At 66.5% G+C, this 16,097-nt stretch carries 10 protein-coding genes and 1 pseudogene; 6 read left to right on the forward strand and 5 right to left on the reverse strand.

The window, feature by feature from the left end:
* The first annotated feature begins 100 nt into the window (after nt 1-100).
* Nucleotides 101-1,204 carry a Glu/Leu/Phe/Val dehydrogenase dimerization domain-containing protein gene (locus tag BLP83_RS04380; RefSeq protein ID WP_091239252.1) on the forward strand — a complete coding sequence of 368 codons (1,104 nt, stop codon included), beginning with the start codon at nt 101-103 and terminating at the stop codon, nt 1,202-1,204.
* Between the two features lie 132 nt (nt 1,205-1,336).
* A complete protein-coding gene (locus BLP83_RS04385) occupies nt 1,337-2,494 on the forward strand; it encodes an isovaleryl-CoA dehydrogenase (RefSeq protein WP_091239254.1) in 1,158 nt (385 codons plus the stop codon).
* 326 nt (nt 2,495-2,820) lie between these two features.
* Here the strand turns inward: BLP83_RS04385 and lolA are convergent.
* A pseudogene (gene lolA, locus BLP83_RS04390) lies at nt 2,821-3,451 on the reverse strand (outer membrane lipoprotein periplasmic chaperone LolA).
* 107 nt (nt 3,452-3,558) lie between these two features.
* Nucleotides 3,559-5,913, reverse strand: coding sequence for a DNA translocase FtsK (locus tag BLP83_RS04395; RefSeq protein ID WP_091239257.1), 2,355 nt, complete (start codon nt 5,911-5,913; stop codon nt 3,559-3,561).
* Between the two features lie 175 nt (nt 5,914-6,088).
* Between BLP83_RS04395 and trxB the strand changes: the two genes are divergently transcribed.
* The 4 genes from trxB (at nt 6,089) to infA (ending at nt 9,363) form a co-directional block, all read left to right on the forward strand.
* Nucleotides 6,089-7,054, forward strand: coding sequence for a thioredoxin-disulfide reductase (trxB, locus tag BLP83_RS04400; protein WP_091239259.1), 966 nt, complete (start codon nt 6,089-6,091; stop codon nt 7,052-7,054).
* A gap of 111 nt (nt 7,055-7,165) precedes the next feature.
* Nucleotides 7,166-8,302, forward strand: a complete 1,137-nt coding sequence (locus BLP83_RS04405; RefSeq protein WP_091239260.1) for a GNAT family N-acetyltransferase — start codon at nt 7,166-7,168, stop codon at nt 8,300-8,302.
* Entirely contained in the window at nt 8,299-9,033 is a 735-nt protein-coding gene (aat, locus tag BLP83_RS04410) for a leucyl/phenylalanyl-tRNA--protein transferase (RefSeq protein WP_091239262.1), read from the forward strand. Before BLP83_RS04405 ends, aat begins: the two co-directional genes overlap by 4 nt.
* Before the next feature lie 111 nt (nt 9,034-9,144).
* Nucleotides 9,145-9,363: a translation initiation factor IF-1 gene (gene infA, locus BLP83_RS04415; protein ID WP_091239265.1), complete on the forward strand. Its 219-nt coding sequence runs from the start codon at nt 9,145-9,147 to the stop codon at nt 9,361-9,363.
* Between the two features lie 205 nt (nt 9,364-9,568).
* Here infA and BLP83_RS04420 read toward each other — a convergent pair whose 3' ends face one another.
* From BLP83_RS04420 to clpA, 3 genes are all read right to left on the reverse strand, one after another.
* Nucleotides 9,569-11,614 carry a hypothetical protein gene (locus tag BLP83_RS04420; RefSeq protein ID WP_143006536.1) on the reverse strand — a complete coding sequence of 682 codons (2,046 nt, stop codon included), beginning with the start codon at nt 11,612-11,614 and terminating at the stop codon, nt 9,569-9,571.
* A 116-nt stretch (nt 11,615-11,730) separates the two neighbouring features.
* Nucleotides 11,731-13,584 (reverse strand): hypothetical protein, encoded by a 1,854-nt coding sequence (locus BLP83_RS04425; protein ID WP_091239268.1) that lies wholly within the window; start codon nt 13,582-13,584, stop codon nt 11,731-11,733.
* Nucleotides 13,585-13,748: 164 nt separating this feature from the next.
* Nucleotides 13,749-16,022 carry an ATP-dependent Clp protease ATP-binding subunit ClpA gene (gene clpA, locus BLP83_RS04430; RefSeq protein WP_091239269.1) on the reverse strand — a complete coding sequence of 758 codons (2,274 nt, stop codon included), beginning with the start codon at nt 16,020-16,022 and terminating at the stop codon, nt 13,749-13,751.
* Nucleotides 16,023-16,097 lie beyond the last annotated feature (75 nt).

Raw genomic sequence — 16,097 nt, forward strand, 5'->3', positions numbered from 1 at the left:
GCCGGCGAATGTCCGGGCTAGAATGCGCGGCTTCCCGGATCCGATTGCGTATCCGGGCGTTTCCACGCAACGGGCCGCCCCCGCCCCACCGGAGTCTGCAATGATCTTCGAAACCCTGTCGCGCACCGGCCATGAGCAGGTCGTGTTCTGCCACAACGCCGATGCCGGCCTGAAGGCCATCATCGCCATCCACAACACCGTTCTGGGTCCGGCTCTGGGTGGCACCCGCATGTGGAATTACGCGAGTGACGAGGAAGCGTTGAATGACGTCCTGCGTCTGTCGCGGGGCATGACCTACAAGGCCGCGGTGTCGGGCCTGAACCTCGGCGGCGGCAAGGCCGTAATCTGGGGCGACCCCAACAAGGACAAGTCGGAGGCCCTGTTCCGCGCCTTCGGCCGCTTTGTCAACTCGCTGAACGGCCGCTACATCACCGCCGAGGACGTTGGCATCGACGTCAACGACATGGAGTATGTGCTGAAGGAAACCGAGTTCGTCACCGGCGTGCACCAGGTCCACGGTGGCTCGGGCGACCCCTCGCCCTTCACCGCCTACGGCACCCTGCAGGGGCTGATGGCGGCGATGCACGTCAAGCTCGGCCATGAGGAAGTCGGCAAGCTGAGCTACGCCGTGCAGGGCGTGGGCCATGTCGGCATGGAGTTCGTCAAGCTGCTGCGCGAGCGCGGCGCCAAGGTCTACGTCACCGACATCAACCAGAAGGCCGTGGCGCGCGCGGTCGAGGAGTTCGGCTGCGAGGCTGTGGGGCTTGACGAGATCTACGACGTGCCGGCCGACGTGTTCTCGCCGACCGCGCTGGGCGGCACCCTCAACGACAAGACCATCGACCGCATCAAGGCCGGGATCATCTGTGGCGCGGCGAACAACCAGTTGGCCAATGACGGCATCGGCGACGAACTGCACCGTCGCGGCGTGCTCTATGCGCCGGACTACGCGGTCAACGCAGGCGGCCTGATGAATGTCTCGCTGGAGATCGACGGTTACAACCGCGAACGCGCCATGCGCATGATGCGGACGATCTACTACAACCTCGGCCGCATCTTCGAGATCAGCGCCCGCGACAACATCCCGACCTACAAGGCCGCCGACCGGATGGCCGAAGAGCGCATCGTCGCCATCGGCAAGGTCAAGCTGCCGCACATGGGCAACTCGGCGCCGCGCTTCCTGGGCCGCATGCGCAACGGCTGATCCGCCCTGGCGCGATGACGCGATGCGCATGCCCGCTGCGGCATGCTCATCGCGTCAGATCCCTGCCCGTCTTCCTTACAACGCCTTGTGCACGCCTGTCGGCGCTGCACGCAGACCCATCGGAGCCAGCCCATGCGAGCCTTTGAACTCGGCGAAGACATCGACAGCCTGCGCGAAGCCGTGGCGCGTTTCGCCGCCGCCGAGATCGCCCCGCGCGCCGAAGCCATCGACCGCGACAACGCGTTCCCGGTGGACCTGTGGCGCAAGCTCGGCGAGATGGGACTGCTCGGCATCACCCTGCCAGGCGAGTACGGCGGCTCGGAGATGGGCTATCTCGCCCACCTTGTGGCGATGGAGGAGATCTCCCGCGCCTCCGGCTCGGTGGGCCTGTCCTACGGCGCGCACAGCAACCTCTGTGTGCAGAACCTCTACAACCATGGCACGCCCGAGCAGCGCGCGCGCTTTCTACCCAAGCTCTGCAGCGGCGAGTTCGTGGGTGCGCTCGCGATGAGCGAGCCGGGTGCTGGCTCCGACGTGGTCGGCTCGATGGCCTGCCGCGCCGAGTTGCACGGTGACACCTGGATCGCCAACGGCAACAAGATGTGGATCACCAACGGCCCCGACGCCGACGTGCTGATCGTCTACATGCGCACCGCCGACAAGTCGGAGGGCTCGCGCTGCATGACCGCCTTCCTGATCGAGAAGGGCATGAAGGGCTTCCGCACCGCGCAGAAGCTGGACAAGCTGGGCATGCGCGGCAGCAACACCTGCGAGCTGGTGTTCGACAACTGCGAGATCCCGGCCGCCAACGTGCTCGGCGAAGTGCACCTCGGCGTCAAGGTGCTGATGTCCGGCCTGAACAGCGAGCGCCTGGTGCTTTCCGGCGGGCCGATCGGCCTGATGCAGGCGGCCATGGACATCGTCCTGCCCTATGTGCGCGAGCGCCGCCAGTTCGATTCGCCGATCGGCCGCTTCGGCATCATGCAGGCCAAGATCGCCGACATGTACACGGCGTTGCAGTCCTCGCGCGCCTTCGCCTACTCGGTGGCCCGCGAGTACGACCGCGGCGTGCGCTCGCGCGTCGATGCCGCCAGCTGCCTGCTGCATTCCTCCGAGTCGGCGGTGAAGGTGACGCTGGAGGCCATCCAGACCCTGGGCGGCAACGGCTACATCAACGACTACCCGACGGGTCGCCTGCTGCGCGACGCCAAGCTCTATGAGATCGGCGCCGGCACCAACGAGATCCGTCGAATGCTGATCGGGCGCGAGCTCTTCGAAGGGCGGTTCTGAGAAAGGCCGGGATTGGGGGCGAGATGGCTCGCTTGCGCGGCACTGCCGCGCGAGCCATCGAACGCCCGAGCGCTGCGCGCGAGGGCCGGGAAGGGACTCGTCGGGTTGAGCGTGTAGTTCCAACGTCGACTCGGCGTCTCCGCTCCGTGCTCACGCATACCTAGGACCGCGTCAGACAAGCTGCTGCATAGGGTGGGCCTGGCCCACCGGAGCTGAAGGCTCGCCGCATCCACCTCTCGAAGCGCGCCTTCGATCTGCCGTGTGCGTTCCGCGAAACGCTCGCCCCATCCCGCTTTCTAAGCACGGCAGCGAATGGCCGCCTCGCCTCACTCCCCCAGCGGCAGCACCTCTGCAGAGGGCGTGTAATCGCCCACGACGTCGGCATTCGCCGGCACCTGGAAGCGGAAGAAGCCCGCCTCGAAACGCGGATTGCGCTGCCACTCGCTGAAGCTGATGCGCGTGCGCTGACCCAGCGAATCGATGAACTCCATGCGCGCCAGGGTCTGTCCGTCGATGCCCAGCAGCGCGGTGCGGATCTGGGCGTCCGCCAGCTTGGATTCCAGCTCGATCCACTCCAGCCCGTCGCGCCGGCCCGCACTCTTCGAGTTGAACTGCCGCTGCCGCTCTTCAGGGTCGATCAGCGCCAGCAGCGGACTCTGCTGCTCGTCCTCGATCTGCCGGCGCACCGTCACCTGCTCCAGGTCCGGGTCGTAGATGAAGAGGTGCTCGCCGTCAGCGACGATCAGCTGCGGAAACGGGGTCTCGTACTCCCAGCGCAGCTGGCGCGGCACCGCCAGTGCGATGCTGCCGCTGGTCTGCTCCTTGAGCGTGCCGTTCTGGTCCAGCACCTGCTGCTCGAAGCGCCCCTGAAGGCCGCTGAGACCGGCAGTGAAGCCGTCGATGACCGCCTCGGCGTCCGCAGCGAACAGGGGCAGCGAGACGAGGCTGAGAACGCAGGCAGCGATGAAGCGCATGGGCGCAAGTCCATTTGGGTGGGAGGCGCGCGGAGTCTGGACCGCGCGCGCTTAATCGATGCCTGACAGGCGAAAAGGCTTCGAGGAACTTCAGTCGCCGCGCGGCGGCACCAGCACCGTGCGGTCGCCGTTGTGCTCGGGCGGGCTGACGATGCCGGCGGCTTCCATGGCCTCGATCAGGCGCGCCGCGCGGTTGTAGCCGATCTTCAGCCGGCGCTGCACGCCGGAGATCGAGGCGCGGCGGGTTTCCATCACCACCTGCACCGCCTGGTCGTAGAGCGCGTCGGCCTCGGGGTCACCGGACTTGAACTCCTCCGGCAAGCCCGTGGCGCCGACCACCACACCGTCGCCGAGGGTCTGCACCTCGTCGAGCACGCCTTCCAGGTAGTCAGGGCCGCCGCTGATCTGGCGCAGGTGTTCGACCACCCGATGCACTTCCTCGTCGCTGACGAAGGCGCCGTGCACGCGGTCCGGCATGGCCGTGCCGGGCGGCAGGTAGAGCATGTCGCCATGGCCCAGCAGGGTCTCGGCGCCGGACTGATCGAGGATCGTGCGCGAGTCGATCTTGGAGCTGACCTGGAAAGCGATGCGCGTCGGAATATTGGCCTTGATCAGGCCGGTGATGACATCGACCGAAGGCCGCTGGGTGGCGAGGATGAGGTGAATGCCGGCAGCACGCGCTTTCTGCGCGAGACGCGCGATCAACTCTTCGACCTTCTTGCCGACGATCATCATCATGTCGGCGAACTCGTCGATGATCACGACGAGGTAGGGCAAGGTCTCCAGTGCGCGCGGCGCCTCACCCAGTTCCGGGTTCGGCTTGAACAGCGGGTCCATCAGCGGCTGGCCCGCGTCGATGGCGTCGCGCACCTTCTTGTTGAAGCCGGCCAGATTGCGGACGCCGACCGCGGCCATCAGCTTGTAGCGGCGCTCCATCTCGGCCACGCACCAGCGCAGGCCGTTGGCGGCTTCCTTCATGTCGGTGACCACCGGCGCCAGCAGATGCGGGATGCCCTCGTAGACCGAGAGCTCCAGCATCTTCGGGTCGATCATCAGCATGCGCACGTCGTTGGCGGTGGCCTTGTACAGCAGGCTCAACACCATGGCGTTCAGCGCCACCGACTTGCCCGAGCCGGTGGTACCGGCGACCAGCAGGTGCGGCATGCGGGCCAGGTCGACCACCGTTGGGCGACCGCCGATGTCCTTGCCGAGCGCCAGTGCCAGCGGCGAGCTGATCTTGTCGTACTCCTTCGAGCGCAGGATCTCCGACAGGTAGATGATTTCGCGGTTGGCGTTGGGGATCTCCAGGCCAATCACCGATTTGCCCGGAATGACGTCGACCACGCGCACCGACTTCACCGACAGGCCGCGGGCGATGTCCTTGTCCAGCGAGGAGATCTGGCTGCCCTTGATGCCGGGCGCGGGCTCCATCTCGAAGCGGGTGATGACTGGCCCCGGATAGACGCCGACCACCTGCACTTCGATGCGGAAGTCCTTGAGCTTGAATTCGATCTGCCGCGACAGCGTGGCCAGGGCCTCGTCGGAGTAGCCCTTGGGCTGCGGCTTGGGATCATCCAGCAGCGACAGCGGCGGCAGTGCACCGTTCTCACCCAGCGAGACGGTGAACAAAGGGATCTGCTGCTCGCGCTGGGCGCGCTCGCTGCGTTCGGGCGCCGGCGGCTGCGGCTCGATACGCACGGGCTCGCGCTTGGCGCGCTTCACCTTCTCCTCGCGGCGCACTTCCTCGCGCTCGGTGATCGCCGCGCGGGCAACACGGTATTCGCTGGCGGCATGCACCTGCTTGCGCCCGCGCTCGGCCAGCCACAGCACGCCGCGACCCAATCGATCCATCAGGCCGAGCCAGGACAGCCCCGTGGCGAGGGTGATCGACAGCAGCAGGAGTGCGAGCAGGAACAGGCTGCCGCCGGCGAAGCCGATGCCGCGGGTCAGCGCCGAGCCGACGAGACTGCCCAAGAGGCCGCCGGCCTGCATCGGCAGATCGCTGCCCCAGTCGGTGTAGTGCAGCGCGGCCATGGCGGAGCTGGCGACGAGGAAGCCGACCACACCGATCAGGCGCAGGGCCGGCGTGAGCGGAGTCTCTTCGTCAGCCGCGCGCGGTCGGAGGGCGACCGCCGCGATGATGCCGGCCAGCACCGGCACGAAGTAAGCGGTCAGACCGAAGAAGGAGAACAGCAGGTCGGCGAAGGTGGCGCCGGCCAGACCGCCGAAATTGCGGATTTCGCCGGTGATCTCGCCAGCGCGCGACCAGCCTGGATCCTGCGGGCTCCAAGTCCACAGGCAGGCCAGCACGTAGAGCAGCACCGGCGCCAGCAGCAGGATCAGCGCTTCGCGCCAGAGGCCACGACGGTTCTCGGCAATCACCGGCTTGCGGGAGTCTTCCTTCGCTCGTGACACAGGTGCGCGGATCCTTGGGTTTCGCCACATTGACGGGCGTCGATTCTACACCTGCCCTCCGCAGGGCTTGCGCTTCATGACAGCCCAGCGAACGGCAGCTTGATCGACTCAGGAGCAACCCCCATCCTTGCGGGCTGGTCAGGTCAACCCGATGGGGTCGACCCTCCCCCTTCCTCTGCAATGCCGCGCCCGCGGCGGAGATCCCATGAGCGCATCCCCCCTGCCCGTCCGTCACTGTCCGCTGCTGATCCTGGGGTCCGGCCCGGCCGGCTGGACGGCCGCCGTCTACGCCGCCCGCGCCAACCTGAAACCCGTCGTCATCACCGGCCTGCAGCAGGGTGGCCAGCTGATGACCACCACCGAGGTCGACAACTGGCCGGGCGACGCCCATGGCCTGATGGGTCCTGACCTGATGGCCCGCATGCAAGCGCACGCCGAGCGCTTTGAAACCGAAGTCGTGTTCGACCACATCCACACGGCCGATCTGTCCAAGCGCCCGTTTACCCTCACGGGTGACTCGGGCGTCTACACCTGCGATGCCCTGATTATCGCCACCGGCGCCACCGCCAAGTACCTCGGCCTGCCCTCGGAAGACGCCTTCAAGGGTCGCGGCGTCTCGGCCTGCGCGACCTGCGACGGCTTCTTTTTCCGCGACCAGGACGTCGCCGTGATCGGCGGCGGCAACACCGCGGTCGAAGAGGCCCTGTATCTGTCGAACATTTGCCGCAAGGTCACCGTGGTCCACCGCCGCGACAAGTTCCGCGCCGAGAAGATCCTGCAGGACAAACTGTTCGCCAAGGAAAAGGCCGGCAAGGTCGAGATCGTCTGGAACCACGAGGTCGAGGAGTTCCTTGGCGACGACAGCGGCATCACCGGCCTGCGCATTAAGAGCCGCGAGGACGGCAGCAGCCGTGACCTCGCGCTTACCGGGGTGTTCGTGGCCATCGGCCACGCGCCCAACACTTCGCTGTTCGAGGGCCAGCTGGAGATGAAGAACGGCTACCTGAAGATCCGCAGCGGTATCGAGGGTGGGGCCACCGCCACGTCGGTGCACGGCGTATTCGCGGCCGGCGATGTCGCCGATCAGGTCTACCGCCAGGCCATCACCTCGGCCGGCTTCGGCTGCATGGCCGCGCTCGACGCAGAGAAGTTCCTCGACGGCGAGCATTGATCTGTTCGTCGCTTGGCGGTGTCGGGCTGGCACCGCCAAGCAAGGCGCACTCACTGCGTTTGCACGGGGCCTTGCCCAGCGTGATGCCAACTCTTCGGACCCCTGCCCCGCATGCCGCTGCGCCATCGCTTCGTTCCGCGTCTTGCCGAGGTCGATGCTGCCCGTTGGGACACGCTGCGCGGCAGCGATGATCCGTTCACCTCACACGCCTTCCTCTCGGGGCTGGAGGAGAACGGCTGTCTGCGGCCGCACTGGGGCTGGACGCCGCACCATCTGCTGATCGAGAACGAGGCGGGCGAACTTCAGGCTGCCGCGCCCTGCTACCTCAAGACCAACTCGCACGGCGAGTTCGTGTTCGACCACGCCTGGGCGGACGCCTATGACCGCGCCGGCCTCGACTACTTCCCCAAGCTGCTGGTGGCGGTGCCCTACTCGCCCGTCACCGGGCCGCGACTGCTCTGTGGCGGTGATGCAAGGCTTCGCGCCGAACTGCTGCGCGCGCTGGAGAGTTTCACGAGCGAGCATCGGCTCTCGGGCGCGCACATCAACTTCCATCCGGCCGACGAAGCCCCCGACGGGGCATGGCTGGCCCGCACGGACATCCAGTTCCACTGGCACAACGCCGGCTACACGGACTTCGAGGACTTCCTCGCCGCGCTTTCGTCGAAGAAGCGCAAGAACCTGCGCCAGGAGCGCGCGCAGGTGGCGCGCGCTGGCATCCGCCTGCGCCGAGTGCACGGTGATGAGGCCAGCGCCGAGGAGATCGCCACCGCGCACAGGCTCTACTGCCGCACCTTCGACGACAAGGGCAACCACGCCGCGCTGACGCTCGAATTCTTCCACCATCTCGCGCAGCGCCTCGGTCGTGGCCTTCTGCTGGTCCTGGCAGAGCGCGGGGACGACGTGATCGCGATGGCGCTGTGCCTGCGTTCGGCCGACACCCTCTACGGTCGCTACTGGGGCTGCTTCGAGGAGGTGCCGGGCCTGCACTTCGAGTGCTGCTACCACCAGGGCATCGAGTACTGCATCGAGCAGGGCCTGAAGCGCTTCGAGCCTGGTGCGCAGGGCGAGCACAAGCTCGCGCGTGGCTTCCTGCCGCAGCTGACGCACTCCAGCCACTACTTGCCGATGCCGGCCTTCCGCGATGCCGTGGCGAGGTCGCTCGTGGACGAACGCCGCTGGCTGGCACAGTACCGGCAGGAACTGCTGGCCCACAGCCCCTACCGGCAGGAGGACAGTCGCGGATGAGCTTCCGATTACCCGAACTCGGCGCTGATCCGCGTTCGCCCTTTCCGCCGGTCGAGCAGGCCCTGCGGGATCCCAACGGCCTGCTGGCCTGGGGCGGCGGACTGGAGCCCCAGCGTCTGCTGCGCGCCTACGCGCAGGGCATCTTTCCGTGGTTCTCGCCGGGCGAGCCGCCGCTGTGGTGGAGCCCCGACCCGCGCATGGTGATCGCCACCGATGCCCTGCACCTGACGCGTCGCTTCCGTCGCGAACTGCGCGGCCGCGATTGGTTCGTGACCGCCGACCGCGACTTCGAGGCCGTCATCACCCACTGCGCCAAGCTGCCGCGCCGCGGCCAGCGCGGCACCTGGATCGTGCCGGCGATCCGCCGCGCCTACATCGAGCTGCATCGGCTGGGCCACGCGCATTCGATCGAGGCCTGGGACGGCGGACGATTGATTGGCGGGCTTTACGGAATCAGCCTCGGACGCGCCTTCTTTGGAGAGTCCATGTTCACCCTGGAATCGGGCGCCTCGAAATGCGTGATCGCGGCGCTGTGCTGCCGTCTCGCCGAGTGGGACATGCCCCTGCTCGACGGTCAGGTCGAGTCGGAACACCTTGCGAGCCTCGGTTTCAGGCCGATCCCGCGCCCGCGGTTTCTTGCTGACCTGGGCAGGCTGTGCGCCGGGGCGGGCCGCATCGGCTCTTGGACGGAGGCGTTTGGCGAAGTCCAGGCCCGCTCGCTGGCCCACTGAGCCCGTTGCATCGGACCGGCCAAGCCGCCCCGCGCTTTTCCCCTGCGGCCCGCCGTGGCAGAATGCGCGACTTGTCCGCGGCCCGCTGGCCGCTTCCAGACCCAAGACCGAATGTCCAAAGACGATTCCATCGAGATGGAGGGCACCGTGTTGGAGACCCTTCCCAACACCGTGTTCCGCGTGAAGCTCGAGAACGGCCACGTGGTGACTGCCCACATCTCCGGTCGCATGCGCAAGAACTACATCCGCATCCTGACCGGCGACAAGGTGAAGGTTGAAATGACGCCCTACGACCTCACCAAGGGTCGTATCACCTACCGGATGAAGTGATCGGAAAACAAAACCCCGGCCTGCTCCAGCAGGCCGGGGTTTTGTTGTGCCCGTCGATCTGTGGGCGTACTTGCCAGAGAGTCCGACAGCGCGGATCGATGGGATACATCGGGCCGAGCCACTCGCCTGCACTCTGCCTGGCAGGCAGCGTCTGTGGATCGATCGGGATCGCCTTCCATGGCGCTCCCGACCGAGATTCGCGCCGTCAGAGAGCGGTCTCGAAGCCGTTCGAGAACAGTGCATCCGGCGAGGGTGCGGCGGCGCCGGGTACCAGGGTGTCGACCCGCACGCTGGCAGGCGTCCCCGGCTCGGCCACGCCCAGCGAGCCGCTGCCTGCCTGCGGAGCCTGCGTGGTGGTGAGCGAGAAGCGGAACATCACGCCCCAGTTCAGCGGATTGTTCGGCGCAGTCGGCGTGCCTGCGGCCTGCCAGACGAGGCTTGAACCCACCCGGCTGAGCGTCCAGTTGTTGGCCGAATCGAGATCGCCATCGGCGAATTCGGTGGAGATGAGCTCGGCGTCTTCGGGAAACGGCAGCTCGAAGCGATTGAAGCCGTTGTTGCGAAGCACGCGCAAATTGGGCTCGGCTCCTTGGGTCACGGCGCGGGCGAAATCGAAGTTCATCACTGCGTAGTCGTAGCGGTACTGGCCGCCGCCGAGGTCGTTCACCCGCAGGGCGACACGCAGGCTGCCATCCCCCGTCTTGATATCCGTGCTCCGCTCGTTGGGTGCCGTGGTGTCAGGCGCCACCCACCGCCCCAGCGCCGCGCCGAGACGCAAAGGTGTGCCATTCATGCTGTTCCAGGCGCTGCCGGTCCAGTTGAAGGTGATGGGCAGCGACTGCATCGTGTTCTGGATGTTGATGTCGTCGCGGACGATGTACCAGGACTCCGCGAAATAGGTGGCACCCGGATTCAGGCTGGTATCGATGAACTGCTCGATCACCGGCATCCGGAACGCGTAATTGCTGCAGTCCGTGCCGCCGACATTGACACAGGGCGAGCTGGTGTCGCGCGCGCCGTTGCAGTCGGCGTCGTAGACCGAACCGCAGCGTCCCCACTGCCCCGTGAAGGGCAGGATCTCGTTGCGCGGACCCAAGTCGGTGATCGCATCATTGTTGCCGGTGCCATAGGTATCGACACAGCCGCGGCCGAGGATGTGGTTGTTGCCCGGATTGACGTCGCAGGGCGAGTTGGTGGTCAGCCAGGCGTGCTTCACGCCGGAGCGTCCGATCTGCTCGATGCGGCCGGTGGAATCGACGCGGTAGAGGTTCCAGATCAGGTAGGGGTGCTGGTCGTTGCCGTGAGGCGCGAAGTTGCCGCTGAACTTCTGCCACCACGGCACATCGGCCGCGTAACGCGCTGTACTGGTGCCAAGTGGGTCGCCAGCGACGGTGGCGATCAATGGATTGCCGAGGTTGGACTCGTCGGCCGAACCGGTTCCGCGGTTGTTCCGCAGGGTCGAGCTGGGAGTGAAGACCACGAGTCCGGTGTTCTGCCCGCCAGGGCCATCGGCTGCGTTCTGTTTGCGGGTGTACTGCAGGTTGAAGCTGCTCATGAAGACATCGACTTCGTACACCCCGCCGTTGGGGGCCGGGCTTCCGTGCCAACGTGAACTGCCCTTGGGCCGGGCGATGACGGCGCCCGGCGTGGCGATGCGCGCGTACATCTCAAGGCCCGCCACCACCCAGCCGGCATAGGCTCGGTTGCCGAGGGCGGCCGCGAGCTCGGGCGCGATGCGCAGATCCATGGCGCGTACGTTCATCTGGGGAACGTCGCCGCCCTCCAGCTTGTACATGAGACGGTCGATGTAGAACCAGGCTTTACCGTCCGCGCTAATGACATCGAGCTGGAATGGATGCTTCGGGCTCGGACGCAGCACCAGATTGCTGAGATCGATGTCGAGGTTCTCGCCAGTCAACCGAAAACCGCCGCGGGACTGCAGGCGACCGCCCGCGAAGCCAGCGAAGTCGGAGGAATTCTCTACGCGTATCTCGAGACCGGCCGCTTCGCGCAGGGCAATGCGTTCCACATGCGGTTCGTCACGCACGTCGAGCCGATCCTTCGCGGGACTCACGGTGAATCCGAGATCCCCCATCAGGTCGCGGTTCCAGTTGAAGCGCAGCTCGCCGCCCCAGACCATCCACTGCTGGGCGTTTCTGGCGGCTTGAGCCTGGCTCTCGACCACCTGCGCAGTGGCGAGAGGCGTAATTGCGAGTGCGGCGAGAAGCGCCGCAGGAAGATGCTTGAACATCGATACCCCCAAGACCCTAGGTTTGAACGCGCACTCTTTCCCAGTGCTGCGCTCGCTGTGTGCAAACCATCACGCCTGAATCCACTCACCGCCGCCTTCTCGAGGGCAGGCAGGGATCAAGGCACCTGCGCCGAAGCGCTTTCCATCAAGATCGGCGGTGATCTTCCGTAAGCCGGGTTGGACCACAGCCCATAAAGATAGGCACCGCGACTCAGATTCTGCGGGCCGACATCGAAGGGCCGGCCAGGCCCACCCTCACACATCGCGTTTTCGCCCTCGAAGTCGCGTTCCACGGCCTGATCGCGGAGAAACTCGACGTACTCCTTGCTGGAAATCTGGAAGTGCAGTCGCGCCTGTACCGTGAGCGGACCGCTGACGCCCGCGACCGGAATGCTGTAGCGGGCCATATCGACATTGCGTAAGCGCTCGGAACCGGGTCGTTCTGGCGGATAGATCGCGCCCACCGGGGCGATCTCGACATCGTTGCCACCCGTGAACCCCAGCGGAGGAATGCGATTGTCCTTCGCCACGCAGTTGTTCAAGACGAAATGGAAGCTCGCCCTGCCCTGTGCGTCGGCGATGCGACAGCTGCCTGAGCCCGGATCCCAGATGCCCTGCTTGATCTCGTAGACGCGCGTCTGCGCATCCCGCTGCAGCTCGCCGGTCGCGGGATCCCAACTGCCGTTGCTGTAGACGAGGCTGCCCTGGGCATCGCGCACTTCCAACTCGATCCACATGCGACGGCCTTCGGAGTAGCCCGTGGGCAGCTTGTGGCCTGACCGATTGGTGACTTCAACCTCCACCTCCAGCGTCTGTCCATCGGCCGAGCGCTGGCCGCGCGCGGACAGCAGCGCGGTGCGCTGGGTGAGGAGTTGCGTCGACCACAGGATCGCCTGATCGAAGGCCTCGTCGTAGCCCAGGCCCGGGAACTCGCCCTTCAGGATCTTCGGGACCCAAGCGTTGGCGCCGGAGAAGTTGTGCACGGACAGCGTGCCGTTGCGGTTGGGGCCGTAGAAACAGGCCAGGAACTGCTCCTCGGGATTGTCGCTGCGCGCGATTTCCATGTGGCAGTCCTGGCAGGTCTGCTGCTGCTTGACCACGACGCCGGGCTGATTGCGCATCGGCGCAGCCTCCGCACCATCGGCGAACAGCGCGGAGCCGTAATCACTCTTGCGCCATTCGCTGTAGGTGCGCTCGATCGGGAAGGCGATGCCCGTGTCCACTCCGGCAGCGCTGACCAGCGTGCGCAGCGGTACACCGTTGTTGAGGGGCGAAGTCACGTCGTGGCAGCTGCCGCACATCTCGCTGCTCGACAGATGCGACGACTGCTTCCAAGGATGGGGCGGCGGTGAAGTGCCCTCGCGGGCATAGTCGTAGGGTCCGCCGCGGCACGGGCCGCTACCACCGTTCTCGCAGGGCTCGTCGTCCAGCCAGACGTCCCCGCTCTCCAGGTGGTTCGGCTCGCCGTTCGGGCCGTTCGGCTGGGCGCGATGACAGTAGTGACAGCCAACGCCCGCGTAATCGTTGCCAAAACCGGGCACGTCATCATGCTTGCCCTGCAGAAGGCAGCCATCGGTACCCTCCACGCGGGTGCCGCTCGCGGTCTTGCTGACGCGGCCGGCGAACCAGCCCTCGGGCACGTGGCAGCGGAGACACCAGTCGCCCACGCCGGGCACCCCGATGCTTTCTCCGTCGGCATTGGCAACGTCCAGCGCGGCCCAGAACACCGGGTCGCGGCCGGCATTGGCCATCATCGAACCCTTCCAGCTGGTGGCCGGGTAGTGGAATTCGAGGGTGCCACCGGCATGGCAGCCCATGCAGTCGCCGGAAGTCTCGATGGGATGCAGCAGCCCGGGCTGCGAGCCCCGCGCGGTCAGATCGGGCAGCAGAGTGCCCGCGTAGACCGCCAGCCCGAAGGCCAGCCCCACCAGCAGCGCCAGCGCGCCACCCCACAGCTTGCTTGCCCCCACGCCTTCCCCCACGGAAGTACGGCGCCCTGCAGGGCGCCGTCTGTCAAGAATCCGTCGAGGTTATGCGCGAAAACCGGACAGGGCAACAACCAGAAGGCGTGTACAGCGCGTCGCGCGGGCCGGGGAAGAATGCCACGCCCCGCATCTGCGAACCGGTTCGCGGTTCACTCCACGATGCTGAGCTCGCCCTGCATTTCCTCGGCGGCCTCCACTGCCAGCTTGCCGTCACGCACCACCACGGTGACGCGGCCACCGTTGACCAGCTTGCCGAACAGCAGCTCATCGGCCAGCGGACGCTTGACCTGGTCCTGGATGACGCGGGCCATGGGACGCGCGCCCATCTGCGGATCGAAGCCGTTCTGCGCCAGCCAGCGGCGGGCCTCCGGCTCGACGCTGAGCGCGACGTGCTTCTCCTGCAGCTGGGTCTCAAGCTCGATGATGAACTTGTCGACCACGCGCAGGATGTGGTCGAAGTCGAGTCCACCAAACTGCACCACGGCGTCGAGGCGGTTGCGGAACTCCGGCGAAAAGCTCTTGCGGATCACTTCCATGGCGTCGGTGGCGTGGTTCTGCTCGACGAAGCCGATGCTGCGGCGCGCAGCCTGGGCGGCACCCGCATTGGTGGTCATCACCAGGATCACGTTGCGGAAGTTGGCCTCGCGTCCATTGGTGTCGGTGAGCGTGCCGCGGTCCATCACCTGCAGCAGGATGTTGAAGACATCCGGATGGGCCTTCTCGATCTCGTCGAGCAACAGCACGCAGTGCGGGGTCTTGACGATCTTCTCGGTCAACAGGCCACCCTGGTCGAAGCCGACATAGCCCGGAGGCGCGCCGATCAAGCGGCTGACCGAGTGGGCCTCCATGTACTCGGACATGTCGAAACGCACCAGCTCGATACCGAGCTGCATGGCCAGCTGGCGGGTCACTTCGGTCTTGCCGACGCCAGTGGGGCCGGCGAACAGGAAGCTGCCGATCGGCTTGTCGGGGTTGGCGAGGCCCGAGCGCGCCATCTTGATGGCGGATGCGAGGGTGTCGATGGCCTCGTCCTGGCCGAACACGACCATCTTCAGGTTGCGATCGAGGTTGCGCAGCACATCACGGTCCGAGGCCGAGACCTGCTTCGCCGGGATGCGCGCCATGCGGGCGACGATGTACTCGATCTCGGCGACATCGATGATCGCCTTGCGCTTGTCCTCGGGCAGCAGGCGCTGGCGCGCACCGGCCTCATCGATGACGTCGATGGCCTTGTCCGGCAGCAGGCGGTCGCCGATGTGCTTGACCGAGAGGTCGACCGCCGCCTGCAGCGCCTCGCCGAGGTACTCGACCCGGTGGTGCTCCTCGAACTTGGTCTTCAACCCATTGAGGATGGCGACCGCATCGGCCACCGAAGGCTCGACCACGTCGATCTTCTGGAAGCGCCGCGCCAGCGCGCGGTCCTTCTCGAACACGCCGCGGTATTCCTGGAACGTGGTCGAGCCGATGCAGCGCAGCTCGCCGGAGGCCAGTACGGGCTTGATCAGGTTCGACGCATCCATGGTGCCGCCCGAGGCCGAGCCGGCGCCGATGATGGTGTGGATTTCGTCGATGAACAGGACGGCGCCCGGCTCCTTCCTGAGCTGGGCGAGCACGGCCTTCAGGCGCTTCTCGAAGTCGCCGCGGTACTTGGTGCCGGCGACCAGGGCGCCCAGGTCCAGCGCATAGATGGTCGCGTCCGCCAGCACCTCGGGCACCTCGCCATCGACGATGCGCTTGGCCAGCCCTTCCGCCAGCGCGGTCTTGCCGACGCCGGCTTCGCCGACCAGCAGCGGGTTGTTCTTGCGGCGGCGGCAGAGCACCTGGATGACGCGCTCGATTTCCTCGGCGCGGCCGATCAGGGGGTCGATCTTGCCGGCTTTGGCCTGCTCGTTGAGGTTGGCGGCGTACTCGGACAGCGGATTGGCCTTGCCCTCCTCGCCCTCGCCCTCCTTCTGCGCCTCTGGCTCGGCGGGCTTGACCTGCTCACTGCTCAACTTGGCGACGCCGTGGCTGATGTAGTTGACGACGTCCAGCCGGCTGATCTCCTGCTGGCCGAGGAAATAGACCGCGTGGCTGTCCTTTTCGCCGAAGATCGCGACCAGCACGTTGGCGCCGGTCACCTCCTTACGGCCCGAGGACTGCACGTGATAGACCGCGCGCTGCAGCACGCGCTGGAAACCCAGGGTCGGCTGGGTGTCGCGGGTGTCATCGGCGGCCAGCACGGGCACGGTCTCGCTGATGATGTTGCGCAGCTCCTGGCCAAGCCGGGTGAGGTCGGCCCCACAGGCGCGGAGCACGGCCACAGCGGAGGGGTTCTCCAGCAGCGACAGCAGCAGGTGCTCGACCGTCATGAACTCATGGCGCGCCTCGCGGGCCTGCTTGTAGCACTGGCCGATGCTGAACTCGAGATCTTTGCTGAACATGCCGGGGCTCCTTGCGCCTGACGGATATCGCTGCTGCCGCTGACTGCCGGTGCCCTCACCGGCAGACGAAGATTG

It is taken from the genome of Aquimonas voraii (genome assembly GCF_900101825.1).
In the GTDB taxonomy this organism is placed as follows: Bacteria; Pseudomonadota; Gammaproteobacteria; order Xanthomonadales; family Xanthomonadaceae; genus Aquimonas; species Aquimonas voraii.

Coding starts and splice junctions, on each gene's coding strand:
- BLP83_RS04380 (WP_091239252.1), top strand. CDS start 101: ATGATCTTCGAAACCCTGTCGCGCACCGGCCATGAGCAGGTCGTGTTC.
- clpA (WP_091239269.1), bottom strand. CDS start 16,022: ATGTTCAGCAAAGATCTCGAGTTCAGCATCGGCCAGTGCTACAAGCAG.
- BLP83_RS04395 (WP_091239257.1), bottom strand. CDS start 5,913: ATGTGGCGAAACCCAAGGATCCGCGCACCTGTGTCACGAGCGAAGGAA.
- BLP83_RS04420 (WP_143006536.1), bottom strand. CDS start 11,614: ATGTTCAAGCATCTTCCTGCGGCGCTTCTCGCCGCACTCGCAATTACG.
- trxB (WP_091239259.1), top strand. CDS start 6,089: ATGAGCGCATCCCCCCTGCCCGTCCGTCACTGTCCGCTGCTGATCCTG.
- aat (WP_091239262.1), top strand. CDS start 8,299: ATGAGCTTCCGATTACCCGAACTCGGCGCTGATCCGCGTTCGCCCTTT.
- BLP83_RS04405 (WP_091239260.1), top strand. CDS start 7,166: ATGCCGCTGCGCCATCGCTTCGTTCCGCGTCTTGCCGAGGTCGATGCT.
- BLP83_RS04385 (WP_091239254.1), top strand. CDS start 1,337: ATGCGAGCCTTTGAACTCGGCGAAGACATCGACAGCCTGCGCGAAGCC.
- infA (WP_091239265.1), top strand. CDS start 9,145: ATGTCCAAAGACGATTCCATCGAGATGGAGGGCACCGTGTTGGAGACC.